The 24,173-nt window shown below is 59.3% G+C and carries 20 protein-coding genes and 4 tRNA genes; all 24 read left to right on the forward strand.

The features are described from left to right. The first annotated feature begins 101 nt into the window (after positions 1-101). Positions 102-187, forward strand: a tRNA-Tyr gene (locus tag P0D96_RS29490). 41 nt (positions 188-228) lie between these two features. Then, a tRNA-Gly gene (locus P0D96_RS29495) sits at positions 229-302 on the forward strand. A 16-nt stretch (positions 303-318) separates the two neighbouring features. Then, positions 319-393: transfer RNA gene (locus P0D96_RS29500), tRNA-Thr, on the forward strand. Positions 394-456: 63 nt separating this feature from the next. Continuing rightward, positions 457-1,647: an elongation factor Tu gene (gene tuf / locus P0D96_RS29505; RefSeq protein ID WP_012434572.1), complete on the forward strand. Its 1,191-nt coding sequence runs from the start codon at positions 457-459 to the stop codon at positions 1,645-1,647. A gap of 64 nt (positions 1,648-1,711) precedes the next feature. Beyond that, positions 1,712-1,787, forward strand: a tRNA-Trp gene (locus P0D96_RS29510). A gap of 36 nt (positions 1,788-1,823) precedes the next feature. After that, entirely contained in the window at positions 1,824-2,204 is a 381-nt protein-coding gene (secE, locus tag P0D96_RS29515; RefSeq protein WP_132376690.1) for a preprotein translocase subunit SecE, read from the forward strand. Between the two features lies 1 nt (position 2,205). Next, positions 2,206-2,763: a transcription termination/antitermination protein NusG gene (gene nusG / locus P0D96_RS29520; RefSeq protein ID WP_007180147.1), complete on the forward strand. Its 558-nt coding sequence runs from the start codon at positions 2,206-2,208 to the stop codon at positions 2,761-2,763. 165 nt (positions 2,764-2,928) lie between these two features. After that, positions 2,929-3,360 (forward strand): 50S ribosomal protein L11, encoded by a 432-nt coding sequence (gene rplK / locus P0D96_RS29525; protein ID WP_007180146.1) that lies wholly within the window; start codon positions 2,929-2,931, stop codon positions 3,358-3,360. Further along, positions 3,361-4,059: a 50S ribosomal protein L1 gene (gene rplA / locus P0D96_RS29530; protein WP_408317035.1), complete on the forward strand. Its 699-nt coding sequence runs from the start codon at positions 3,361-3,363 to the stop codon at positions 4,057-4,059. Between the two features lie 302 nt (positions 4,060-4,361). Next, on the forward strand, positions 4,362-4,865 hold the full coding sequence (rplJ, locus tag P0D96_RS29535) for a 50S ribosomal protein L10 (RefSeq protein WP_007180144.1): 504 nt from the start codon (positions 4,362-4,364) through the stop codon (positions 4,863-4,865). Positions 4,866-4,928: 63 nt separating this feature from the next. Beyond that, a complete protein-coding gene (gene rplL, locus P0D96_RS29540; RefSeq protein ID WP_011490060.1) occupies positions 4,929-5,303 on the forward strand; it encodes a 50S ribosomal protein L7/L12 in 375 nt (124 codons plus the stop codon). A gap of 370 nt (positions 5,304-5,673) precedes the next feature. Next, on the forward strand, positions 5,674-9,780 hold the full coding sequence (rpoB, locus tag P0D96_RS29545; RefSeq protein WP_132376693.1) for a DNA-directed RNA polymerase subunit beta: 4,107 nt from the start codon (positions 5,674-5,676) through the stop codon (positions 9,778-9,780). A 21-nt stretch (positions 9,781-9,801) separates the two neighbouring features. Next, on the forward strand, positions 9,802-14,040 hold the full coding sequence (gene rpoC / locus P0D96_RS29550; protein WP_132376694.1) for a DNA-directed RNA polymerase subunit beta': 4,239 nt from the start codon (positions 9,802-9,804) through the stop codon (positions 14,038-14,040). A gap of 204 nt (positions 14,041-14,244) precedes the next feature. Continuing rightward, on the forward strand, positions 14,245-16,092 hold the full coding sequence (gene recQ, locus P0D96_RS29555) for a DNA helicase RecQ (protein ID WP_408179034.1): 1,848 nt from the start codon (positions 14,245-14,247) through the stop codon (positions 16,090-16,092). A 221-nt stretch (positions 16,093-16,313) separates the two neighbouring features. Beyond that, positions 16,314-16,694 carry a 30S ribosomal protein S12 gene (rpsL, locus tag P0D96_RS29560; RefSeq protein ID WP_006998493.1) on the forward strand — a complete coding sequence of 127 codons (381 nt, stop codon included), beginning with the start codon at positions 16,314-16,316 and terminating at the stop codon, positions 16,692-16,694. 179 nt (positions 16,695-16,873) lie between these two features. Further along, positions 16,874-17,344 carry a 30S ribosomal protein S7 gene (gene rpsG / locus P0D96_RS29565; RefSeq protein WP_006053291.1) on the forward strand — a complete coding sequence of 157 codons (471 nt, stop codon included), beginning with the start codon at positions 16,874-16,876 and terminating at the stop codon, positions 17,342-17,344. A 134-nt stretch (positions 17,345-17,478) separates the two neighbouring features. Next, positions 17,479-19,581 carry an elongation factor G gene (gene fusA, locus P0D96_RS29570; RefSeq protein ID WP_408179035.1) on the forward strand — a complete coding sequence of 701 codons (2,103 nt, stop codon included), beginning with the start codon at positions 17,479-17,481 and terminating at the stop codon, positions 19,579-19,581. Positions 19,582-19,628: 47 nt separating this feature from the next. Further along, on the forward strand, positions 19,629-20,819 hold the full coding sequence (gene tuf, locus P0D96_RS29575) for an elongation factor Tu (protein ID WP_012434572.1): 1,191 nt from the start codon (positions 19,629-19,631) through the stop codon (positions 20,817-20,819). A gap of 130 nt (positions 20,820-20,949) precedes the next feature. Further along, a complete protein-coding gene (gene rpsJ / locus P0D96_RS29580; protein WP_006998489.1) occupies positions 20,950-21,261 on the forward strand; it encodes a 30S ribosomal protein S10 in 312 nt (103 codons plus the stop codon). 201 nt (positions 21,262-21,462) lie between these two features. Next, entirely contained in the window at positions 21,463-22,122 is a 660-nt protein-coding gene (rplC, locus tag P0D96_RS29585; RefSeq protein ID WP_007180137.1) for a 50S ribosomal protein L3, read from the forward strand. Next, positions 22,122-22,742, forward strand: coding sequence for a 50S ribosomal protein L4 (rplD, locus tag P0D96_RS29590; RefSeq protein ID WP_007180136.1), 621 nt, complete (start codon positions 22,122-22,124; stop codon positions 22,740-22,742). Before rplC ends, rplD begins: the two co-directional genes overlap by 1 nt. Beyond that, on the forward strand, positions 22,739-23,053 hold the full coding sequence (gene rplW / locus P0D96_RS29595) for a 50S ribosomal protein L23 (protein ID WP_007180135.1): 315 nt from the start codon (positions 22,739-22,741) through the stop codon (positions 23,051-23,053). The genes rplD and rplW overlap by 4 nt, the downstream gene beginning before the upstream one ends. 2 nt (positions 23,054-23,055) lie before the next feature. Then, positions 23,056-23,883, forward strand: a complete 828-nt coding sequence (rplB, locus tag P0D96_RS29600) for a 50S ribosomal protein L2 (RefSeq protein ID WP_132376697.1) — start codon at positions 23,056-23,058, stop codon at positions 23,881-23,883. A 10-nt stretch (positions 23,884-23,893) separates the two neighbouring features. Next, positions 23,894-24,169 carry a 30S ribosomal protein S19 gene (gene rpsS, locus P0D96_RS29605; protein ID WP_004199273.1) on the forward strand — a complete coding sequence of 92 codons (276 nt, stop codon included), beginning with the start codon at positions 23,894-23,896 and terminating at the stop codon, positions 24,167-24,169. Positions 24,170-24,173 lie beyond the last annotated feature (4 nt).

The raw sequence follows: 24,173 nt of genomic DNA on the forward strand, positions 1-24,173 counted from the left end.
GGGAGGCAGCAGTCACTATATAAGTGAGAGCTTTGGGTTTGGTGCAGTCAAGCAAGTCTTGACAACAAGCGGTTGTTCCCCCATAATCATCAGTTCTCTGCGGAGGGGTGCCCGAGTGGCTAAAGGGGGCAGACTGTAAATCTGTTGGCTTACGCCTACGTTGGTTCGAATCCAACCTCCTCCACCAGAATGCAAGTTGTAGCAGTTGTTGGGAATCCATGAATCCTTGCGGGTGTAGCTCAATGGTAGAGCAGAAGCCTTCCAAGCTTACGACGAGGGTTCGATTCCCTTCACCCGCTCCAGCAACACAGAAGTAGCGCCCATGTGGCTCAGTGGTAGAGCACTCCCTTGGTAAGGGAGAGGTCGGCAGTTCGATCCTGCCCATGGGCACCAGAAGTACTCGGTGATTGTTTGCGCCCGGCGCAACGTACGGAAAAATCCTCTTAGGAGTCGAAAATGGCCAAGGGTAAGTTTGAGCGGACCAAGCCGCACGTGAACGTCGGCACGATCGGTCACGTTGACCACGGCAAGACCACGCTGACGGCAGCGATCACGACGGTTCTGACGCAGAAGTTTGGCGGCGAAGCGAAGGCGTACGACCAGATCGATGCGGCGCCGGAAGAAAAGGCGCGTGGCATCACGATCAACACGGCACACGTCGAGTACGAAACGGCTAACCGCCACTACGCACACGTCGACTGCCCGGGCCACGCTGACTATGTGAAGAACATGATCACGGGCGCAGCGCAGATGGACGGCGCGATCCTGGTGTGCTCGGCCGCAGACGGCCCGATGCCGCAAACGCGTGAGCACATCCTGCTGGCGCGTCAGGTTGGCGTACCGTACATCATCGTGTTCCTGAACAAGTGCGACATGGTGGACGACGCTGAGCTGCTGGAACTGGTCGAGATGGAAGTTCGCGAACTTCTGTCGAAGTACGACTTCCCGGGCGACGACACGCCGATCATCAAGGGTTCGGCCAAGCTGGCGCTGGAAGGCGACAAGGGCGAGCTGGGCGAAGTGGCGATCATGAATCTGGCCGACGCGCTGGACACGTACATCCCGACGCCGGAGCGCGCAGTTGACGGCGCGTTCCTGATGCCGGTGGAAGACGTGTTCTCGATCTCGGGTCGCGGCACGGTGGTGACGGGTCGCGTTGAGCGCGGCGTCGTGAAGGTCGGCGAGGAAATCGAAATTGTCGGTATCAAGCCGACGGTGAAGACGACCTGCACGGGCGTGGAAATGTTCCGCAAGCTGCTGGACCAGGGTCAGGCGGGCGACAACGTGGGTATCCTGCTGCGCGGCACGAAGCGTGAAGACGTGGAGCGTGGCCAGGTGCTGGCGAAGCCGGGTTCGATCAACCCGCATACGCACTTCACGGCTGAAGTGTATGTGCTGAGCAAGGACGAAGGTGGCCGTCACACGCCGTTCTTCAACAACTATCGTCCGCAGTTCTACTTCCGTACGACGGACGTGACGGGCTCGATCGAGTTGCCGAAGGACAAGGAAATGGTCATGCCGGGCGACAACGTGTCGATCACGGTGAAGCTGATCAACCCGATCGCGATGGAAGAAGGTCTGCGTTTCGCAATCCGCGAAGGCGGCCGTACGGTCGGCGCAGGTGTGGTTGCCAAGATTCTCGAGTAACGCCAGATAGTTCTCGTTGATCGGTAGTTTCGGGGTTGGCGGTGTCGTCAACCCCAAATGGTTTAGGGGTATAGCTCAACTGGCAGAGCGTCGGTCTCCAAAACCGAAGGTTGGGGGTTCGATTCCCTCTGCCCCTGCCAACTCTCGCGCCGTATGTGGCGCTTCCTTAAGGTGTTATGGCGAATCCTTCCGTCGAAACTGTAAATACATCCGGCGACAAGCTGATGCTCGTCGGGGGCGTATTGTTGGTCTTGGCCGGGTTCGTGGGGTTCTTCTGGCTTAGCGGCCAGGAATGGTACGTCCGCGGAGCTGCCTTGGCTGTTGGTGCGATCGCGGGTGTTGCAGTCGGTCTTCTCTCCGCGCCTGGCAAGGGTTTCATCGCTTTCGCCAAAGATTCGTATAAGGAAGTCCGCAAGGTTGTTTGGCCGACTCGCAAAGAGGCTACCCAGACAACGCTCGTAGTGTTCGGCTTCGTGTTCGTCATGGCGATCTTTCTTTGGATTAGTGATAAATCCATCGAATGGGCGATTTTCTCGGTGATTCTGGGTTGGAAATGATATGAGCGATACTCCGGCATCCCCGAGCGGCAAGCGTTGGTACGTCGTGCACGCCTACTCCGGCATGGAGAAGAGCGTGCAACGTGCGCTTCAGGAGCGCATCGAACGTGCTGGCATGCAAGACCAGTTTGGTCAAATCCTTGTTCCGACTGAAGAAGTGGTCGAGGTGAAGGGCGGTCACAAATCGGTGACCGAGCGTCGTTTCTTCCCGGGCTATGTGCTCGTGGAGATGGAAATGACTGACGAGACGTGGCACCTCGTGAAAAATACGGCAAAGGTGACGGGTTTCGTTGGTGGTGCGCGTAATCGTCCGAGTCCGATTTCCCCACGGGAGGTCGAGAAGATCATGTCGCAAATGCAGGAAGGCGTGGAAAAGCCGCGTCCGAAGACCCTGTTCGAAGTCGGCGAGATGGTGCGGGTGAAGGACGGTCCGTTCACGGATTTCAACGGCAGCGTCGAAGAAGTGAACTACGAAAAGTCGCGCGTCCGTGTTTCCGTTACGATTTTCGGCCGCGCAACGCCGGTCGAGCTGGAATTCGGCCAGGTCGAAAAGCTGTAATCCAAAATTCTACGGAGCGCACCAGTCGGTGCGTTTCGTATTTCGCGCTTACGGTCCGCGTAATGGCCGTTGAGGAGCGTAAGTACCCAGTTTTTCGGCGAACGCGCGCTACTACTCACTGAACTCCCGCATGTACCCATGCGGTGTTCCAAAGAGGTTTTCAACATGGCAAAGAAAATCATCGGCTTTATCAAGCTGCAGATTCCTGCAGGTAAAGCCAATCCGTCGCCGCCGGTTGGTCCGGCACTGGGTCAACGCGGCCTGAACATCATGGAGTTCTGCAAGGCGTTCAACGCGCAGACTCAAGCGCTGGAACCGGGTCTGCCGATTCCGGTCGTGATCACCGCGTTTGCGGACAAGAGCTTCACGTTCGTTCTGAAGACGCCGCCGGCTACGGTTCTGATCAAGAAGGCAGCGAAGATCGACAAGGGTTCGAGCAAGCCGCATACCGACAAGGTCGGCAAGATCACCCGCGCTCAAGCTGAAGACATCGCCAAGACCAAGATGCCCGATCTGACGGCAGCTGATCTGGACGCAGCGGTTCGTACGATCGCTGGTAGCGCCCGCTCGATGGGCATCACCGTGGAGGGCGTGTAAATGGCTAAGCTTTCAAAGCGTCTGCAAGCATTTGCAGCCAAGGTCGATCGTCAAAAGCTGTACGCAATCGATGAAGCGCTGTCGCTCGTGAAGGAATGCGCAAGCGCGAAGTTCGACGAGTCGATCGACGTTGCAGTGCAACTCGGCATCGACGCGAAGAAGTCGGACCAAGTGGTTCGTGGCTCGGTCGTTCTGCCGGCAGGTACCGGTAAGTCGGTCCGCGTCGCCGTGTTCGCACAAGGCGAAAAGGCTGAACAGGCCCGTGCAGCCGGCGCGGAAGTCGTCGGTATGGAAGACCTGGCTGAACAAGTCAAGGCTGGCAAGCTGGACTTCGACATCGTGATCGCTTCGCCGGATACGATGCGCGTCGTCGGTACGCTCGGTCAGATCCTCGGCCCGCGCGGCTTGATGCCGAACCCGAAGGTCGGTACGGTTACGCCGGACGTCGCGACCGCGGTCAAGAACGCCAAGGCTGGTCAGGTGCAATTCCGTGTCGACAAGGCCGGTATCATCCACGCCACTATCGGCCGTGCTTCGTTCGAGCCGACGGCTCTGCGTAGCAACCTGAACGCTCTCGTCGACGCGCTGCAAAAAGCGAAACCGGCAACGAGCAAGGGTATCTACCTGCGCAAGGTTGCGCTGTCGAGCACGATGGGTGTCGGCGTTCGCGTCGACCAGGCATCGCTGGCAACACAGTAAGAAAATTCATCGCCTCGGCGAAAGTCGGGGCGGTTTTATGGGCTTTGGGCGGTTGTGAAATGGCAGTTTGCATGGCACAGCCGGTTGTCAAAGACCGTTGGCGGGCACGCAGCAGGTGGGCGAGTCCTTAATGCAAAGCCAACGCAGATGGCGAACCCGAAAAGGTTTTGTAGTGATGAAGCCGGTCGATCTCCGCAGCAATGCGGGTGTCGGGCGGTCGAAATACTCCTGACTGGTCGGACGCCGTTATTGAACGCGATACACAAGGCGCACGCCGCGTGTATCGAATCTGGAGGTTAACCGTGCCACTCAACAAAGAAAGCAAGCAGGCCGTCGTCGCTGAGGTTGCCGCGCAAGTCGCGAAAGCCCAGACCGTGGTTCTGGCTGAGTATCGTGGAATCGCGGTTGGCGATCTGACCAAGCTGCGCGCGAAAGCGCGTGAGCAACAGGTTTACCTTCGCGTGTTGAAAAACACGTTGGCGCGTCGCGCTGTCGAAGGTACCCCGTTTGCTCCGCTGGCAGAGCAGATGACTGGTCCCCTGATCTACGGCATCTCGGAAGATGCAATTGCTGCTGCTAAGGTCGTCAACGACTTCGGCAAAACCAATGACAAGTTGATCATCAAGGCTGGTTCCTACGAAGGCAAGGTGATGGACAAGGCTGGCGTGCAAGCGCTGGCAAACATCCCGAGCCGCGAAGAACTGCTCTCCAAGCTGTTGTACGTTATGCAGGCACCTGTTTCCGGCTTTGCGCGCGCTCTGGCCGCGCTGGCAGAAAAGAAACAAGGCGAAGAAACCGCTGCGTAATGCACTTCAGTCGAGCGTGATTGATCGCTGGCTGTATCCGAATTCAATTTAGGAGTATTTCAAATGGCAATCGCAAAAGAAGACATCCTCGAGGCAGTAAGCTCGATGTCGGTTCTGGAACTGAACGAACTGGTCAAGGCGTTCGAAGAAAAGTTTGGCGTGTCGGCAGCTGCTGTTGCAGTGGCAGGCCCGGCAGGCGGCGGCGCTGCTGCTGCTGCTGAAGAGCAAACCGAATTCACGGTCAACCTGACGGAAGTCGGCGCGAACAAGGTTTCGGTCATTAAGGCTGTTCGTGAACTGACGGGTCTTGGCCTGAAGGAAGCGAAAGACCTGGTCGACGGCGCACCGAAGCCTGTTAAGGAATCGGTACCGAAGGCTGCTGCTGAAGAAGCCAAGAAGAAGCTGGAAGAAGCCGGCGCGAAGGCTGAAATCAAGTAAGTTTCAGCGCGCTGTGCGAAGGCTGGCGGTTTTCCACCGCCGGCCTTTTTGTGCTTTGTGGGGACTACGTTTTTGTCAGCTAATTTCGGCAAGAACAGACGCCCCAGAAGCCAAAGAAAACCGCCTTTCGGCAACATTGACCGGCGTTTCTCTTTGTCTTCTGAAGCGACTGCAGAAGGCAAGTTTGGTCGGGTAGCGGGCAACATAGGCATCCGCTGCCGTCAGCCAGCGGTTGGTAGCGGCCAACCACCAAGCTTCTAGGCTCGTTCAAGCCATCGGACGGCCATCGGGTCTCAGTCGGTGAACACTCGGGTTGTCTCATCAAGGTATCCTGCCTCGACAACAATGCCCGCCGTGATTCGGAGATCGTATGCAATATTCCTTCACCGAGAAGAAGCGTATTCGCAAGAGTTTTGCGAAGCGCCCCATCGTTCACCAAGTACCTTTCCTGCTGGCTACCCAGCTTGAATCATTCAGCACGTTTCTGCAAGCAGACACGTCGTCCACGCAACGCAAGCCGGAAGGCCTGCAAGCTGCGTTTACCTCCGTTTTTCCGATTGTTTCGCATAACGGGTTCGCTCGTCTAGAGTTCGTCAGCTACATGCTGTCGCCGCCGGCATTCAACATCAAGGAATGTCAGCAGCGCGGTTTGACGTACTGCTCGGCCCTGCGCGCGAAAGTGCGTCTGGTGCTGCTCGACAAGGAATCGCCGAGCAAGCCGGTCGTCAAGGAAGTGAAGGAACAGGAAGTGTACATGGGCGAAATTCCGCTCATGACGCCGACAGGTTCGTTCGTCATCAACGGCACGGAACGTGTGATCGTTTCGCAGTTGCACCGTTCGCCGGGCGTGTTCTTCGAACACGACAAGGGCAAGACGCACAGCTCGGGCAAGCTCCTGTTCTCGGCACGTATCATTCCTTACCGCGGTTCGTGGCTCGATTTCGAGTTCGACCCGAAGGACGTGCTGTACTTCCGCGTCGACCGTCGCCGCAAGATGCCGGTCACGATCCTGCTGAAGGCAATCGGCCTCACGCCGGAACAGATCCTCGCAAACTTCTTCGTGTTCGACAATTTCACGCTGATGCCGGAAGGCGCGCAGATGGAATTCGTGCCGGAGCGTCTGCGTGGCGAAGTCGCGCGTTTCGACATCACGGACCGTGATGGCAACGTGATCGTCCAGAAGGACAAGCGGATCAACGCGAAGCACATTCGCGACCTCGACAACGCCAAGACCAAGTTCATCTCGGTCCCGGAAGACTATCTGCTCGGCCGCGTGCTGGCGAAGAACGTCGTCGACGGCGACACCGGTGAAGTCATCGCCAACGCGAACGACGAAATCACGGAAACCGTCCTCGAGAAGCTGCGCGAGTCGAAGATCAAAGACATCCAGACGCTCTACACGAACGATCTGGATCAAGGTCCGTACATTTCGTCGACGCTGCGTATCGACGAAACCGCGGACAAGATGGCCGCGCGCATCGCGATCTACCGCATGATGCGTCCGGGCGAACCGCCGACCGAAGAAGCGGTCGAGGCGCTGTTCAACCGTCTGTTCTACAGCGAAGACGCATACGACCTTTCGAAGGTGGGTCGTATGAAGTTCAATCGCCGTGTCGGCCGCGACGAAATCGTCGGCCCGATGACGCTGCAAGACGACGACATCCTCGCCACGATCAAGATCCTGGTCGAGCTGCGTAACGGCAAGGGCGAAGTGGACGACATCGACCACTTGGGCAATCGTCGTGTGCGTTGCGTCGGCGAACTGGCGGAAAACCAGTTCCGCGCAGGTCTCGTGCGTGTCGAACGTGCTGTGAAGGAACGCCTCGGCCAGGCCGAAAGCGAAAACCTGATGCCGCACGACCTGATCAACTCGAAGCCGATTTCGTCGGCGATTCGCGAGTTCTTCGGTTCGTCGCAGCTGTCGCAGTTCATGGACCAAACGAACCCGCTGTCGGAAATCACCCACAAGCGCCGTGTTTCGGCTCTTGGCCCGGGCGGTTTGACGCGTGAGCGCGCTGGCTTTGAAGTCCGCGACGTGCACCCGACTCACTACGGTCGCGTTTGCCCGATTGAAACGCCGGAAGGTCCGAACATCGGCCTGATCAACTCGCTCGCTCTGTATGCGCACCTGAACGAATACGGCTTCCTCGAAACGCCGTATCGCAAGGTCGTGGACAGCAAGGTGACCGATCAGATCGACTACCTGTCGGCGATCGAAGAAGGCCGTTACGTGATCGCTCAGGCGAACGCGGCGGTTGCTGCTGACGGCTCGCTGACCGACGAACTGGTGTCGTCGCGTGAAGCAGGCGAAACGCTGATGGTCACGCCGGACCGCATCCAGTACATGGACGTGGCGCCGTCGCAGATCGTGTCGGTGGCAGCATCGCTGATTCCGTTCCTCGAGCACGATGACGCGAACCGCGCATTGATGGGTTCGAACATGCAGCGTCAGGCTGTGCCGTGTCTGCGTCCTGAAAAGGCCGTGGTCGGTACGGGTATCGAGCGCACGGTGGCAGTCGACTCGGGTACGACGGTTCAGGCATTCCGCGGCGGTGTGGTCGATTACGTCGACGCAGGCCGTATGGTGATCCGCGTGAACGACGATGAAGCCGTTGCTGGCGACGTCGGCGTGGACATCTACAACCTGATCAAGTACACGCGTTCGAACCAGAACACGAACATCAACCAGCGCCCGATCGTGAAGGTCGGCGACATCGTGTCGCGTGGCGACGTGCTGGCTGACGGTGCATCGACCGACCTCGGCGAACTGGCTCTCGGCCAGAACATGCTGGTCGCGTTCATGCCGTGGAACGGCTACAACTTCGAAGACTCGATTTTGATCTCGGAGAAGGTGGTTGCTGACGACCGTTACACGTCGATCCACATCGAAGAACTGAACGTCGTTGCTCGCGATACGAAGCTCGGACCGGAAGAAATCACGCGCGACATCTCGAACCTGGCTGAAGTGCAGCTCGGCCGTCTCGACGAGTCGGGCATCGTCTACATCGGCGCTGAAGTCGAAGCAGGCGACGTGCTGGTCGGCAAGGTCACGCCTAAGGGCGAAACCCAGCTGACGCCGGAAGAAAAGCTGCTGCGCGCGATCTTCGGCGAGAAGGCTTCGGACGTGAAGGACACGTCGCTGCGCGTGCCGTCGGGCATGAGCGGCACGGTGATCGACGTCCAAGTGTTCACGCGTGAAGGCATTCAGCGCGACAAGCGTGCGCAACAGATCATCGACGATGAACTGAAGCGCTATCGCCTCGACCTGAACGACCAGCTGCGTATCGTGGAAGGCGACGCCTTCCAGCGTCTCGCACGTATGCTGACCGGCAAGGTCGCGAACGGCGGTCCGAAGAAGCTCGCGAAGGGCACGAAGATCGAACAGGCTTACCTGGAAGATCTGGATCACTACCACTGGTTCGACATCCGCCTCGCGGACGAAGAAGCAGCGGCCCAGCTCGAAGCTATCAAGGACTCGATCGAACAGAAACGTCACCAGTTCGATCTGGCGTTCGAAGAAAAACGCAAGAAGCTCACGCAAGGCGACGAACTGCCGCCGGGCGTGTTGAAGATGGTCAAGGTTTACCTGGCAGTCAAGCGCCGCCTGCAGCCTGGCGACAAGATGGCGGGCCGTCACGGTAACAAGGGTGTGGTGTCCAAGATCGTTCCGATCGAAGACATGCCGTACATGGCCGACGGCCGTCCGGCTGACGTCGTTCTGAACCCGCTCGGCGTGCCGTCGCGGATGAACGTGGGTCAGGTTCTCGAAGTGCATCTGGGTTGGGCCGCGAAGGGTCTCGGCTGGCGTATCGGCGAAATGCTGCAGCGTCAGGCGAAGATCGAAGAACTGCGCGAATTCCTGACCAAGATCTACAACGAGTCGGGCCGCGCCGAAGAGCTGGACAGCTTCACGGACGACGAGATCGTCGAACTGGCGAAGAACCTGCGCGAAGGCGTGCCGTTTGCCACGCCGGTGTTCGACGGTGCGACGGAAGAAGAAATGTCGCGCGCGCTGGATCTGGCATTCCCGGACGACATCGCGAAGAACCTCGGCATGACGCCGTCGAAGAATCAGGTGCGTCTGTACGACGGCCGCACGGGCGAGATGTTCGAACGTACGGTGACGGTCGGCTACATGCACTACCTGAAGCTGCACCACTTGGTCGACGACAAGATGCACGCGCGTTCCACGGGCCCGTACTCGCTCGTGACGCAGCAGCCGTTGGGCGGTAAGGCGCAGTTCGGTGGCCAGCGTTTCGGTGAAATGGAAGTGTGGGCGCTCGAAGCGTACGGCGCATCGTACGTGCTGCAGGAAATGCTGACGGTGAAGTCGGACGACGTGACAGGCCGGACCAAGGTTTATGAAAACCTGGTCAAGGGCGATCACGTGATCGACGCCGGCATGCCGGAATCCTTCAACGTGTTGGTGAAGGAAATCCGCTCGCTCGGTATCGACATCGACCTCGACCGCAACTAATCGGACTACGGAGAGAAAGCAATGAAAGCTCTGCTCGATCTATTCAAGCAAGTCCAACAGCCTGAAGTTTTTGACGCGATCAAGATCGGTCTGGCTTCGCCGGACAAGATCCGTTCGTGGTCGTTCGGTGAAGTCAAGAAGCCGGAAACCATCAACTACCGGACGTTCAAGCCGGAACGCGATGGTTTGTTCTGCGCGAAGATCTTCGGGCCGATCAAAGACTACGAATGCCTGTGCGGCAAGTACAAGCGCCTGAAGCACCGTGGCGTGATCTGCGAGAAGTGCGGCGTCGAAGTGACGCTGGCGAAGGTGCGTCGCGAACGGATGGGCCACATTGAACTGGCCTCGCCGGTTGCGCACATCTGGTTCCTGAAGTCGCTGCCGTCGCGTCTGGGCATGGTGCTCGACATGACGCTGCGCGACATCGAACGCGTGCTGTACTTCGAAGCATATGTGGTGATCGATCCGGGCATGACGCCGCTGAAAGCGCGGCAGATCATGACGGAAGAGGATTACTACAACAAGGTCGAAGAGTACGGTGACGAATTCCGCGCTGAAATGGGCGCGGAAGGCGTGCGCGAACTGCTGCGCGCGATCAACATCGACGAACAGGTCGAGATGCTGCGCACCGAACTCAAGAACACGGGTTCGGAAGCGAAGATCAAGAAGTACGCGAAGCGCCTGAAGGTGCTCGAGGCTTTCCAGCGTTCGGGCATCAAGCCTGACTGGATGGTGCTCGAAGTGTTGCCGGTGCTGCCGCCGGAACTGCGTCCGCTGGTGCCGCTGGACGGCGGCCGTTTCGCGACGTCGGACCTGAACGACCTGTATCGGCGCGTGATCAACCGTAACAACCGGTTGAAGCGTCTGCTCGAACTGAAGGCGCCTGAAATCATCGTCCGCAACGAAAAGCGGATGCTGCAGGAAGCCGTCGATTCGCTGCTCGACAACGGTCGTCGCGGTAAGGCCATGACCGGCGCGAACAAGCGTCCGCTGAAGTCGCTCGCTGACATGATCAAGGGTAAGGGCGGTCGTTTCCGTCAGAACTTGCTCGGTAAGCGCGTTGACTACTCGGGCCGTTCAGTGATCGTGGTCGGCCCGACGCTCAAGCTGCATCAGTGCGGTCTGCCGAAGCTGATGGCGCTTGAACTGTTCAAGCCGTTCATCTTCAACAAGCTGGAAGTGATGGGTGTCGCTACCACCATCAAGGCTGCGAAGAAGGAAGTCGAGAACCAGACGCCGGTGGTGTGGGACATTCTCGAAGAAGTCATTCGCGAACATCCGGTCATGCTGAACCGTGCGCCGACGCTGCACCGTCTTGGCATTCAGGCTTTCGAGCCGGTGCTGATCGAAGGTAAGGCAATCCAGCTGCACCCGCTCGTTTGCGCGGCGTTCAACGCCGACTTCGACGGTGACCAGATGGCTGTTCACGTGCCGCTGTCGCTGGAAGCGCAGATGGAAGCGCGCACGCTGATGCTGGCGTCGAACAACGTCCTGTTCCCGGCCAACGGCGATCCGTCGATCGTGCCGTCGCAGGATATCGTGCTCGGTTTGTACTACGCGACTCGTGAAGCAGTGAACGGCAAGGGCGAAGGCCTGACGTTCACGGGCGTCTCGGAAGCGCTGCGTGCGTACGAGAACAAGGAAGTCGAGCTCGCCTCGCGCGTCAACGTGCGGATCACCGAAATGGTCCATAACGAAGACAAGTCGGAAGGTGCGCCGGCGTTCGTGCCGAAGATCACGCTGTACCCGACCACAGTCGGCCGCGCAATCCTGTCGGAAATCCTTCCGCCGGGCCTGCCGTTCTCGGTGCTCAACAAGCCGCTGAAGAAGAAGGAAATCTCGCGCCTCATCAACACCGCATTCCGCAAGTGCGGTCTGCGTGAAACGGTGATTTTCGCCGACCAGTTGATGCAGTCGGGTTTCCGTCTGGCAACGCGCGCTGGTATCTCGATCTGCGTCGACGACATGCTCGTGCCGCCGCAGAAGGAAACCATCGTCGGCGACGCCGCGAAGAAGGTGAAGGAATACGACCGTCAGTACATGTCGGGCCTCGTCACGTCGCAAGAGCGCTACAACAACGTGGTCGACATCTGGTCGGCAACGTCGGAAGCGGTCGGCAAGGCGATGATGGAGCAGCTGTCGACGGAACCGGTCACGGATCGCGACGGCAACGAAACGCGTCAGGAATCGTTCAACTCGATTTACATGATGGCGGACTCGGGTGCTCGTGGTTCCGCGGTTCAGATTCGTCAGCTGGCCGGTATGCGTGGCCTGATGGCGAAGCCGGACGGCTCGATCATCGAGACGCCGATTACGGCGAACTTCCGTGAAGGCCTGAACGTGTTGCAGTACTTCATCTCGACCCACGGCGCACGTAAGGGTCTGGCTGATACGGCACTGAAGACGGCAAACTCGGGTTACCTGACGCGTCGTCTCGTCGACGTGACGCAAGATTTGGTGGTGGTCGAGGACGATTGCGGTACGTCCAACGGCGTCGCCATGAAGGCGTTGGTCGAAGGCGGTGAAGTCGTCGAAGCGCTGCGTGACCGTATTCTCGGTCGCGTGACGGTGGCTGACGTCGTCAATCCGGAATCGCAGGAAACGCTGTACGAAACGGGCACGTTGCTCGACGAAGACGCGGTCGAAGAAATCGAACGCCTCGGCATCGACGAAGTGCGCGTGCGTACGCCGCTGACTTGCGAGACGCGTTACGGTCTGTGCGCAGCCTGCTACGGCCGCGACCTGGGCCGCGGCTCGTCGGTCAACGTTGGTGAAGCAGTCGGCGTGATCGCTGCGCAGTCGATCGGTGAACCGGGCACGCAGCTCACGATGCGTACGTTCCACATCGGTGGCGCGGCATCGCGTGCGGCAGTGGCTTCGTCGGTTGAAGCGAAGTCGAACGGCACGGTGCGTTTCACGGCAACGATGCGTTACGTCACCAACGCGAAGGGCGAGCAGATCGTCATCTCGCGTTCGGGCGAAGCGATGATCACCGACGACCACGGTCGCGAGCGCGAACGTCACAAGGTGCCGTACGGCGCGACGCTGTTGCAACTGGACGGCGCGCAGATCAAGGCCGGCACGCAACTGGCAACGTGGGATCCGATGACGCGTCCGATCATCACCGAGTACGGTGGCACGGTGAAGTTCGAAAACGTCGAAGAAGGCGTGACGGTTGCCAAGCAGATCGACGACGTGACGGGTCTGTCCACGCTGGTCGTGATCGACGTGAAGCGTCGTGGTTCGCAAGCGTCGAAGACGGTGCGTCCGCAGGTCAAGCTGCTCGATGCGAACGGCGAAGAAGTCAAGATCCCGAACACCGAGCACTCGGTGCAGATCGGCTTCCAGGTCGGCGCTCTGATCACCGTGAAGGACGGTCAGCAAGTGCAGGTCGGTGAAGTGCTCGCACGTATCCCGACTGAATCGCAGAAGACGCGTGACATTACCGGCGGTCTGCCACGTGTGGCGGAACTGTTCGAAGCACGTTCGCCGAAGGACGCAGGTATCCTGGCGGAAGTCACGGGTACGACGTCGTTCGGTAAGGACACGAAGGGCAAGCAGCGTCTCGTTATCACGGACCTCGAGGGCAACCAGCACGAGTTCCTGATCGCGAAGGAAAAGCAGGTTCTGGTGCACGATGGTCAAGTCGTCAACAAGGGCGAAATGATCGTCGACGGGCCGGCGGATCCGCACGACATTCTGCGTTTGCAGGGCGTCGAAGCGCTGTCGCGTTACATCGTGGACGAAGTGCAGGACGTGTACCGTCTGCAAGGCGTGAAGATCAACGACAAGCACATTGAAGTGATTGTTCGTCAGATGCTGCGCCGCGTGCAGATTACGGACAACGGCGATACGCGTTTCATCCCGGGCGAACAGGTCGAGCGGTCGGATATGCTCGACGAGAACGACCGTATGATCGCGGAAGACAAGCGTCCGGCAACGTACGAAAACGTCTTGCTCGGTATCACGAAGGCCTCGTTGTCGACCGATTCGTTCATCTCGGCGGCGTCGTTCCAGGAAACGACCCGCGTGCTGACCGAAGCGGCGATCATGGGCAAGCGCGACGACCTGCGTGGTCTGAAGGAAAACGTGATCGTCGGCCGTCTGATTCCGGCCGGTACGGGTCTCGCGTTCCACAAGGCACGCAAGAGCAAGGAACTGTCCGACCGCGAGCGTTTCGATCAGATCGCAGCGGAAGAGTCGTTCGAATTCGGTACGCCGGAAACCCCGGCCGCCGAACAGCAGCACTCAGGCGAGTAAGTCCTGGCGGCGCAAGCCGCTTGGGGCTGACCAGCCAGCGAAGCCGCTCAGTTTCAACTGAGCGGCTTTTTTTTATGCGCTTTTCTTTTTGCACTTTTTTGCGGACTAGTAGGCCAAATGGCTAACGCTGCATCAAAGCGCGGGCGCAGCACGAATGCGTTGGTAAAATTCGTGTCACCGGCATCACGCTGCTTCTCTCAAATCATGTCCCGTCCCCTCGAAATCCTCAACGAAGTCTTCGGTTACCCCGCGTTCAGAGGGCAGCAGGGCGAAATTGTCGAGCACGTCGCCGGCGGCGGCGATTGCCTCGTGTTGATGCCGACGGGCGGCGGCAAGTCCCTCTGCTATCAGATTCCGTCGCTGGTGCGCCGCGAAGGCGGTTTCGGCACGGGCATCGTCGTTTCTCCGCTGATCGCGCTGATGCAGGATCAGGTCGCCGCGCTCACCGAAGTGGGCGTACGCGCGGCGTATCTGAATTCGACGCTGTCGAGCGCCGAGGCGATGGCAACGGAGCGCGCGTTGCGCGACGGTGATATCGATCTGCTCTACGTGGCGCCGGAGAGGTTGATGACGCCCCGTTTTCAGGAACTGCTGGAACGCACGCGCATTGGCTTGTTCGCCATCGACGAGGCCCATTGCGTGTCGCAATGGGGGCACGATTTCCGGCCGGAATACATTCAGCTATCTGTGCTGCACGAGCGCTTTCCGAACGTGCCGCGAATCGCGCTCACGGCCACCGCGGATGCCATCACGCGCGATGAGATCATCCACCGCCTCGCGTTGGATGACGCGCGCATTTTCGTGTCGAGCTTCGACCGGCCGAACATCCGCTATCGCATCGTCGAAAAAGACAACGCGCGTACGCAATTGCTGGACTTCATCCGCGCCGAGCATTCGAAGCCGGACGGCACGACCGACGCCGGCGTGGTCTATTGCTTGTCGCGTCGCAAGGTCGAAGAGACGGCGGAGTGGCTGAAGGAAAAAGGCATGCGCGCGCTGCCGTACCACGCCGGGATGGAGTTCGAAATCCGCCAGAAGCATCAGGAGATGTTTCAGCGCGAGGAAGGGATCGTGATGTGCGCGACGATCGCGTTCGGCATGGGCATCGACAAACCGGACGTACGCTTCGTCGCTCACCTCGACTTGCCGAAGAGCGTCGAGGGCTATTACCAGGAAACGGGCCGCGCGGGCCGCGACGGCATGCCGGCGAACGCGTGGATGGCCTACGGTCTCGGCGACGTCGTGCAGCAGCGCAAGATGATCGACGAATCCGACGCCGACGACGCGCACAAACGCGTACAAACGGGCAAGCTGGATGCGCTGCTGGGACTGTGCGAAGCGGCGACCTGCCGGCGTGTGCGACTGCTCGCGTATTTCGGCGAATCGAGCAAACCTTGCGGCAACTGTGACAACTGCATTGAACCGCCGGACACATGGGATGCGACGCGCGAGGCGCAGATGGCGCTATCGTGCGTGTTCCGCGCCCAGCGGGCGAGCGGCTTTCATTTCGGCGCCGGCCATCTGATCGACATTCTGCGTGGCAACAGCAGCGAGAAAATCGTGCAGCGCGGTCACGAGAAACTGACTACGTTCGGCATTGGCTCGGCGCTAGGCGAGCCGGAGTGGCGCGCGGTATTTCGCCAACTGGTCGCATTCGGCTATCTAACGGTCGACCACGAAGGCTTCGGCTCACTGGTCCTGACCGAGGCAAGCAAGCCGGTCCTCAAGGGCGGGCAGAACGTCACGATGCGCCGTTATGTGAAGCCGACGCGCACGCGTCAATCGTCCGGCCGCACCAGCGAGCGCGCCGACCCGACGATCGGCATGGGCCCGCGTGAACGCGCGCGCTGGGAGCGTCTGCGCGCGTGGCGCACCGAAACGGCCAAGAGCGACGGCGTGCCGGCATATGTGATATTCCACGACGCGACCTTGGCGGAAATTGCTCGCAACGGCCCCGATTCGATCGAGGATTTGCGCGGTATTCCGGGTATGGGCGCGCGCAAACTCGACCGTTTCGGCGACGAATTGCTGGAAGTCGTCGCCGCCGACTGAGCGCTCAGCGAGTGCCTGAGCGGGTCGGCAGGGATGCGAAACATCGCAACCTGTTGACGCCCTTAGTATTTTCGGAATATTATGCTAGGTTCCGGTTCTTGGAATGCCTGCGCGCGAAGTCGATTCGTACGCCGACTACCGGTCCGGAAGTTCGATGCGCAATCGTTTCTGCTTTGCCCGGAAACAGATGCGTCGATTTTGTTCAATTTCAGGAATAAACAATGCCAACCATCAATCAACTGGTTCGCAAAGGCCGCGCGTCGGAAACGACGAAGAGCAAGAGCCCGGCTTTGCAGGACTGCCCCCAGCGTCGCGGCGTGTGCACCCGTGTGTACACCACGACGCCGAAGAAGCCGAACTCGGCACTCCGTAAGGTTGCGAAGGTGCGCCTGACGAACGGCTTCGAAGTGATTTCGTACATCGGTGGTGAAGGCCACAACCTGCAGGAACACTCGGTCGTGCTGATTCGCGGCGGCCGTGTGAAGGACTTGCCGGGTGTGCGTTACCACATGGTTCGCGGCTCGCTGGATACCCAGGGCGTCAAGGATCGTAAGCAGGCTCGCTCGAAGTACGGTGCGAAGCGTGCCAAGGCTGGCAAGTAACTAGCCGGTCAGTAGTTTCACGTCGCCTGCAAGGGCGGTAATAGCGGTGGTGCCGGAATCGCCGGCGCTGTCGAGTAAGTGGTCACCCGACCAGGCTGGTAAGTCGTTAGAGATGAATCGGGTTAGTTGGTGGCCGCGGGGCTAAAAATAGCTCCAACTGAAAAGTTAAAGGAAGAAACATGCCGCGTCGTCGCGAAGTCCCCAAGCGGGAAGTGTTGCCGGATCCGAAGTTCGGTAACGTTGATGTAGCTAAGTTCATGAACGTGCTGATGCTCTCTGGCAAGAAGTCGGTTGCCGAGCGTATCGTGTACGGCGCTTTCGAACAGATCCAGACCAAGGGTGGCAAGGACCCGCTGGAAGTGTTCACGGTAGCGCTCAACAACGTCAAGCCGGTGGTCGAAGTGAAGAGCCGCCGCGTTGGTGGTGCGAACTATCAGGTTCCGGTCGAAGTGCGCCCGTCGCGTCGTATGGCATTGGCGATGCGTTGGCTGCGTGAAGCCGCGAAGAAGCGCAGCGAGAAGTCGATGGCCCTGCGTCTGGCAGGTGAACTCTCCGAAGCGGCCGAAGGCCGTGGCGGCGCAATGAAGAAGCGCGACGAAGTTCACCGGATGGCAGAAGCCAACAAGGCGTTCTCGCACTTCCGTTTCTAAGCTTCCCGAACCCGGGTTTAGCAGAAAAAACGGAAAGAAATTCCGGGCGGGTGCGCTTACAAAGCGCCTCGCCCGTTTGTGTTACAGCGCGATGGGCATTTTCTCGCATCGCGTCATCCCAATAGAGGATCAAAGTGGCTCGCAAGACACCTATCGAGCGCTACCGTAACATCGGTATTAGCGCTCACATCGACGCCGGCAAAACGACGACGACCGAGCGCATCTTGTTCTACACCGGCGTGAACCACAAGATTGGTGAAGTTCACGACGGCGCTGCCACCATGGACTGGATGGAGCAGGAGCAGGAACGCGGCATCACGATCACGTCCGCTGCTACCACGGCGTTCTGGAAAGGCATGGCCGGCGACCGCGCTGAGCACCGCATCAACATCATCGACACCCCGGGCCACGTCGACTTCACGATTGAAGTTGAGCGCTCGATGCGCGTGCTCGACGGCGCGTGCATGGTCTACTGCGCTGTGGGCGGCGTTCAGCCCCAGTCGGAAACCGTGTGGCGTCAGGCTAACAAGTACAAGGTTCCCCGTCTCGCGTTCATCAACAAGATGGACCGTACCGGCGCGAACTTCTTCAAGGTTTACGACCAGCTCAAGCTGCGTCTGAAGGCGAACCCGGTTCCGGTCGTGGTGCCTATCGGTGCGGAAGAAAACTTCACGGGCGTCGTCGATCTGCTGAAGATGAAAGCGATCATTTGGGACGACGCGTCGCAAGGCACGAAGTTCTCGTACGAAGAGATCCCGGCGGAATTGCTCGATTCGTGCAACGAGTGGCGCGAAAAGATGGTCGAAGCGGCTGCTGAGTCGAGCGAAGACCTGATGAACAAGTACCTCGAAGAGGGCGAGCTGACGGAAGCGGAAATCGTTAAGGGTCTGCGCGACCGTACGATCGCTTGCGAAATCCAGCCGATGCTGTGCGGTACCGCGTTCAAGAACAAGGGCGTGCAACGTATGCTGGACGCCGTGCTCGACTTCCTGCCGTCGCCGGTCGACATCCCGCCGGTTACCGGCGAGCTGGAAAACGGTGAAAAGGGCGAGCGCCGCGCTGCCGACGACGAAAAGTTCTCGGCACTGGCATTCAAGATCATGACCGACCCGTTCGTCGGCCAGCTGATCTTCTTCCGCGTGTACTCGGGCGTTGTGAATTCCGGCGACACCGTGCTGAACGCGACCAAGGACAAGAAGGAACGTCTGGGTCGTATTCTGCAGATGCACGCGAACCAGCGCGAAGAAATCAAGGAAGTCCGCGCAGGCGACATCGCTGCTGCAGTCGGCCTGAAAGACGCAACGACCGGCGACACGCTGTGCGATCCGCAAAGCCCGATCGTGCTCGAACGCATGATTTTCCCGGAGCCGGTGATTTCGCAGGCTGTTGAGCCGAAGACGAAGCCTGACCAGGAAAAGATGGGTCTGGCGCTGAACCGTCTGGCACAGGAAGATCCGTCGTTCCGCGTTCAAACGGACGAAGAATCGGGCCAAACCATTATTTCGGGCATGGGCGAGCTCCACCTGGAAATTCTGGTTGATCGTATGAAGCGCGAATTCGGCGTGGAAGCGACCGTCGGCAAGCCGCAGGTTGCTTACCGCGAAACGATTCGCGGCAAGGCGGAAGACGTTGACGGCAAGTTCGTCAAGCAGTCGGGTGGTCGCGGCCAGTACGGTCACGCGGTCATCACGCTCGAGCCGAATGAGCAAGGCAAGGGCTACGAGTTCCTCGACGAGATCAAGGGCGGTGTGATTCCGCGCGAATACATCCCGGCGGTGGACAAGGGTATCCAGGAAACGCTGAAGGCAGGCGTGCTGGCAGGCTTCCCGGTCGTCGACGTCAAGGTTCACCTGACGTTCGGTTCGTACCACGACGTTGACTCGAACGAAAATGCGTTCCGCATGGCCGGTTCGATGGCGTTCAAGGAAGCAATGCGCAAGGCTCAACCGGTCATCCTCGAGCCGATGATGGCTGTGGAAGTCGAAACGCCTGAAGATTACATGGGCAACGTGATGGGCGACCTGTCGGGTCGTCGCGGTATCGTTCAGGGCATGGACGACATGGTTGGCGGCGGCAAGATCGTTCGCGCCGAAGTCCCGCTGTCGGAAATGTTCGGCTACTCGACGTCGCTGCGTTCGCTGACCCAAGGTCGTGCAACGTACACGATGGAGTTCAAGCACTACTCCGAAGCACCGCGTAACGTGTCCGAAGCGATCATCAACGCGAAGTCGAAGTAATCGCGCGGCAAGTCATTCAACGATTAACTTTTTGAAAGAAGAGAAACATGGCTAAAGGTAAATTCGAACGGACCAAGCCGCACGTGAACGTCGGCACGATCGGTCACGTTGACCACGGCAAGACCACGCTGACGGCAGCGATCACGACGGTTCTGACGCAGAAGTTTGGCGGCGAAGCGAAGGCATACGACCAGATCGACGCGGCGCCGGAAGAAAAGGCGCGTGGCATCACGATCAACACGGCACACGTCGAGTACGAAACGGCTAACCGCCACTACGCACACGTCGACTGCCCGGGCCACGCTGACTATGTGAAGAACATGATCACGGGCGCAGCGCAGATGGACGGCGCGATCCTGGTGTGCTCGGCCGCAGACGGCCCGATGCCGCAAACGCGTGAGCACATCCTGCTGGCGCGTCAGGTTGGCGTGCCGTACATCATCGTGTTCCTGAACAAGTGCGACATGGTGGACGACGCTGAGCTGCTGGAACTGGTCGAGATGGAAGTTCGCGAACTTCTGTCGAAGTACGACTTCCCGGGCGACGACACGCCGATCATCAAGGGTTCGGCCAAGCTGGCGCTGGAAGGCGACAAGGGCGAGCTGGGCGAAGTGGCGATCATGAATCTGGCCGACGCGCTGGACACGTACATCCCGACGCCGGAGCGCGCAGTTGACGGCGCGTTCCTGATGCCGGTGGAAGACGTGTTCTCGATCTCGGGTCGCGGCACGGTGGTGACGGGTCGCGTTGAGCGCGGCGTCGTGAAGGTCGGCGAGGAAATCGAAATTGTCGGTATCAAGCCGACGGTGAAGACGACCTGCACGGGCGTGGAAATGTTCCGCAAGCTGCTGGACCAGGGTCAGGCAGGCGACAACGTGGGTATCCTGCTGCGCGGCACGAAGCGTGAAGACGTGGAGCGTGGCCAGGTATTGGCGAAGCCGGGTTCGATCAACCCGCATACGCACTTCACGGCTGAAGTGTATGTGCTGAGCAAGGACGAAGGTGGTCGTCACACGCCGTTCTTCAACAACTATCGTCCGCAGTTCTACTTCCGTACGACGGACGTGACGGGCTCGATCGAGTTGCCGAAGGACAAGGAAATGGTCATGCCGGGCGACAACGTGTCGATCACGGTGAAGCTGATCAACCCGATCGCGATGGAAGAAGGTCTGCGTTTCGCAATCCGCGAAGGCGGCCGTACGGTCGGCGCAGGTGTGGTTGCCAAGATTCTCGAGTAAAATCGCGGATTGACGTATTTGCTGTAAGTGGTGCCCGGAGCCGGGCGCCGGCCCTCAGCGGGCGCCCGGCTCTACGTTCTTTTATTGTCTGGCGGTGCAATACCGCCTCGCTCTTTTCCAAGGAATTGTCATGCAGAACCAGAAAATCCGCATTCGCCTGAAGGCTTTCGACTATCGTCTGATCGATCAATCGGCAGCTGAAATCGTCGACACGGCAAAGCGGACTGGCGCAATCGTTCGTGGTCCGGTGCCCCTGCCGACCCGCATTCAACGCTTCGACATCCTGCGTTCGCCGCACGTCAACAAGACCTCGCGCGATCAGCTCGAAATCCGTACGCACCAACGTCTGATGGACATCGTCGATCCGACGGACAAGACCGTTGACGCACTGATGAAGCTCGATCTGCCGGCTGGCGTGGACGTGGAAATCAAGCTGCAATAAGGCTTCCAGCGGTTATCCGGTCCGCCGGACATCGCTAAGTCATTGATTGCTTGCGGAAAACGAAAAGCCTCGCTATAATGCAAGGCTTTTCGCGCATTGGCGCAAAAAAGTCGGTGTGCTGCAGCATGAATTCATGCCCGAAACGGCACCGGCATTTTGTAAATTAGCCCCGACCAATCGCAGTCGGGAATGGAGAAAACGATGAGCCTTGGACTCGTAGGTCGCAAGGTTGGCATGACCCGTATCTTCACGGCAGAAGGGGATTCGATTCCCGTTACCGTGCTGGACGTGTCCGACAACCGCGTGACGCAGATCAAGACTGTTGAAACCGACGGCTACACGGCCGTGCAGGTTGCATTCGGTACGCGCCGTGCATCGCGTGTGACGAAGCCGTTGGCCGGTCATCTCGCCAAAGCCGGTGTTCAAGCCGGTGAAATCCTCAAAGAATTCCAGATTGATGCTGCCAAGGCTGCCGAGTTGTCGAACGGCACCGTGGTCGGCCCCGACCTGTTCGAAGTAGGCCAGAAGGTCGACGTGCAAGGCGTGTCGATTGGTAAGGGCTACGCCGGTACCATCAAGCGTTACAACTTCGCATCTGGCCGTGCATCGCACGGTAACTCGCGCTCGCACAACGTGCCGGGCTCGATCGGTATGGCGCAGGATCCGGGTCGTGTTTTCCCGGGTAAGCGCATGACCGGTCACATGGGTGACGATACGGTAACCGTGCAAAACCTCGAAATCGCTCGTATCGACGCTGACCGCAAGCTGTTGCTGGTCAAGGGCGCCGTTCCGGGTGCGAAGGGTGGCAAGGTATTCGTTACGCCGGCCGTGAAGACGCGTGCCGTGAAAGGAGCGAAATAATGGAACTTAAGCTCCTGAATGCCAATGGTCAGGAAGGTGCAGGCGTTAGCGCGTCGGATGTCGTGTTCGGCCGCGATTACAACGAAGCCCTGATTCACCAGGTAGTGGTTGCGTACCAGGCGAATGCCCGTAGCGGCAACCGCGCGCAGAAGGATCGTGAGCAAGTCAAGCACACGACCAAGAAGCCGTGGCGCCAGAAGGGTACGGGCCGTGCCCGTGCCGGTATGTCGTCGAGCCCGTTGTGGCGCGGCGGTGGCCGGATCTTCCCGAATTCGCCGGAAGAAAACTTTTCGCACAAGGTCAACAAGAAGATGCATCGCGCAGGTCTCTGCTCGATCTTCTCGCAGCTGGCCCGCGAAGGCCGCATCTCGGTGGTCGACGAGTTGACGCTCGAAGCGCCGAAGACGAAGCTGCTGGCCGAAAAATTCAAGGCGATGGGTCTCGACTCCGTGCTGGTGATTACCGACACGGTTGACGAAAACCTGTACCTCGCGTCGCGCAACCTCGCCCATGTGGCAGTTGTCGAGCCGCGTTACGCCGACCCGCTGTCGCTGATCTACTTCAAGAAGATCCTGATCACGAAGGCTGCGGTCGCCCAGATCGAGGAGTTGCTGTCATGAGCGAGATTCGCAAGAACGATCATCGTTTGATGCAGGTCCTGCTCGCGCCGGTGATCTCCGAAAAGGCGACGCTGGTGGCCGACAAGAACGAGCAAGTCGTGTTCGAAGTCGCGCCCGATGCCACGAAGCAGGAAGTGAAAGCTGCAGTCGAGCTGCTGTTCAAGGTGGAAGTCAATTCCGTCAACGTGCTGGTCTCGAAGGGCAAAGCCAAGCGCTTTGGCCGCTTCATGGGCAAGCGCAAGGACGTGAAGAAGGCGTACGTCTGCCTGAAGCCCGGCCAGGAAATCAACTTTGAAGCGGAGGCCAAGTAATCATGGCAATCGTTAAAGTTAAGCCGACTTCGCCGGGCCGCCGTGCGATGGTCAAGGTGGTCAACAAGGATCTGCATAAGGGCAAGCCGTACGCACCGCTGCTCGACTCGCAATCCACGACCGCCGGCCGTAACAACAACGGTCACATCACCACCCGTCATAAGGGCGGTGGTCATAAGCATCACTATCGTGTCGTCGACTTCCGTCGCAACAAGGACGGCATTCCGGCAAAGGTCGAACGTCTTGAGTACGATCCGAACCGTAGCGCGAACATCGCGCTGGTTCTGTACGCAGACGGCGAGCGCAAGTACATCATCGCTCCGAAGGGTGTGACGGTTGGCCAGCAGTTGATGTCGGGTTCGGAAGCTCCGATCCGCGCAGGCAACACGCTGCCGATCCGCAACATTCCAGTCGGTACGACGATTCACTGCATCGAAATGCTGCCGGGCAAGGGCGCGCAAATGGCGCGTTCGGCTGGCACGTCGGCGATGCTGCTGGCTCGTGAAGGCATCTACGCACAGGTCCGCCTGCGCTCGGGTGAAATCCGCCGCGTTCACGTTGAATGCCGCGCGACGATTGGTGAAGTTGGCAACGAAGAGCACAGCCTCCGTCAAATCGGTAAGGCTGGCGCGAACCGCTGGCGCGGTATCCGCCCGACGGTGCGTGGCGTTGCAATGAACCCGGTCGATCACCCGCACGGTGGTGGTGAAGGCAAGACGGCTGCAGGTCGCGATCCGGTGAGCCCGTGGGGCACGCCTGCTAAGGGTTATCGCACCCGCAGCAACAAGCGCACGACGAGCATGATCGTCCAGCGCCGTCACAAGCGTTAAGGAGTAGGCAATGGCACGTTCTGTAAAAAAAGGTCCGTTCTGCGACGCCCATTTGCTGAAGAAAGTTGAGGCGGCAGCAGCTTCGCGGGATAAGAAGCCGATCAAAACCTGGTCGCGTCGCTCGACGATCCTCCCGGATTTCATCGGTCTGACGATCGCCGTTCACAACGGCCGTCAACACGTTCCGGTGTACATCTCGGAAAACATGGTCGGCCACAAGCTTGGCGAGTTCGCACTGACCCGTACGTTCAAGGGTCATGCAGCCGACAAGAAGGCTAAGAAATAAGGGG

Source organism: Paraburkholderia sp. RL17-347-BIC-D (assembly GCF_046027915.1).
Lineage (GTDB): Bacteria > Pseudomonadota > Gammaproteobacteria > Burkholderiales > Burkholderiaceae > Paraburkholderia.

Excerpts from the sequence above, each read along its gene's own strand:
- tuf (WP_012434572.1), top strand. The coding sequence starts at position 457 with ATGGCCAAGGGTAAGTTTGAGCGGACCAAGCCGCACGTGAACGTCGGC.
- secE (WP_132376690.1), top strand. The coding sequence starts at position 1,824 with ATGGCGAATCCTTCCGTCGAAACTGTAAATACATCCGGCGACAAGCTG.
- nusG (WP_007180147.1), top strand. The coding sequence starts at position 2,206 with ATGAGCGATACTCCGGCATCCCCGAGCGGCAAGCGTTGGTACGTCGTG.
- rplK (WP_007180146.1), top strand. The coding sequence starts at position 2,929 with ATGGCAAAGAAAATCATCGGCTTTATCAAGCTGCAGATTCCTGCAGGT.
- rplA (WP_408317035.1), top strand. The coding sequence starts at position 3,361 with ATGGCTAAGCTTTCAAAGCGTCTGCAAGCATTTGCAGCCAAGGTCGAT.
- rplL (WP_011490060.1), top strand. The coding sequence starts at position 4,929 with ATGGCAATCGCAAAAGAAGACATCCTCGAGGCAGTAAGCTCGATGTCG.
- rpoB (WP_132376693.1), top strand. The coding sequence starts at position 5,674 with ATGCAATATTCCTTCACCGAGAAGAAGCGTATTCGCAAGAGTTTTGCG.
- rpoC (WP_132376694.1), top strand. The coding sequence starts at position 9,802 with ATGAAAGCTCTGCTCGATCTATTCAAGCAAGTCCAACAGCCTGAAGTT.
- recQ (WP_408179034.1), top strand. The coding sequence starts at position 14,245 with ATGTCCCGTCCCCTCGAAATCCTCAACGAAGTCTTCGGTTACCCCGCG.
- rpsL (WP_006998493.1), top strand. The coding sequence starts at position 16,314 with ATGCCAACCATCAATCAACTGGTTCGCAAAGGCCGCGCGTCGGAAACG.
- rpsG (WP_006053291.1), top strand. The coding sequence starts at position 16,874 with ATGCCGCGTCGTCGCGAAGTCCCCAAGCGGGAAGTGTTGCCGGATCCG.
- tuf (WP_012434572.1), top strand. The coding sequence starts at position 19,629 with ATGGCTAAAGGTAAATTCGAACGGACCAAGCCGCACGTGAACGTCGGC.
- rpsJ (WP_006998489.1), top strand. The coding sequence starts at position 20,950 with ATGCAGAACCAGAAAATCCGCATTCGCCTGAAGGCTTTCGACTATCGT.
- rplC (WP_007180137.1), top strand. The coding sequence starts at position 21,463 with ATGAGCCTTGGACTCGTAGGTCGCAAGGTTGGCATGACCCGTATCTTC.
- rplD (WP_007180136.1), top strand. The coding sequence starts at position 22,122 with ATGGAACTTAAGCTCCTGAATGCCAATGGTCAGGAAGGTGCAGGCGTT.
- rplW (WP_007180135.1), top strand. The coding sequence starts at position 22,739 with ATGAGCGAGATTCGCAAGAACGATCATCGTTTGATGCAGGTCCTGCTC.
- rplB (WP_132376697.1), top strand. The coding sequence starts at position 23,056 with ATGGCAATCGTTAAAGTTAAGCCGACTTCGCCGGGCCGCCGTGCGATG.
- rpsS (WP_004199273.1), top strand. The coding sequence starts at position 23,894 with ATGGCACGTTCTGTAAAAAAAGGTCCGTTCTGCGACGCCCATTTGCTG.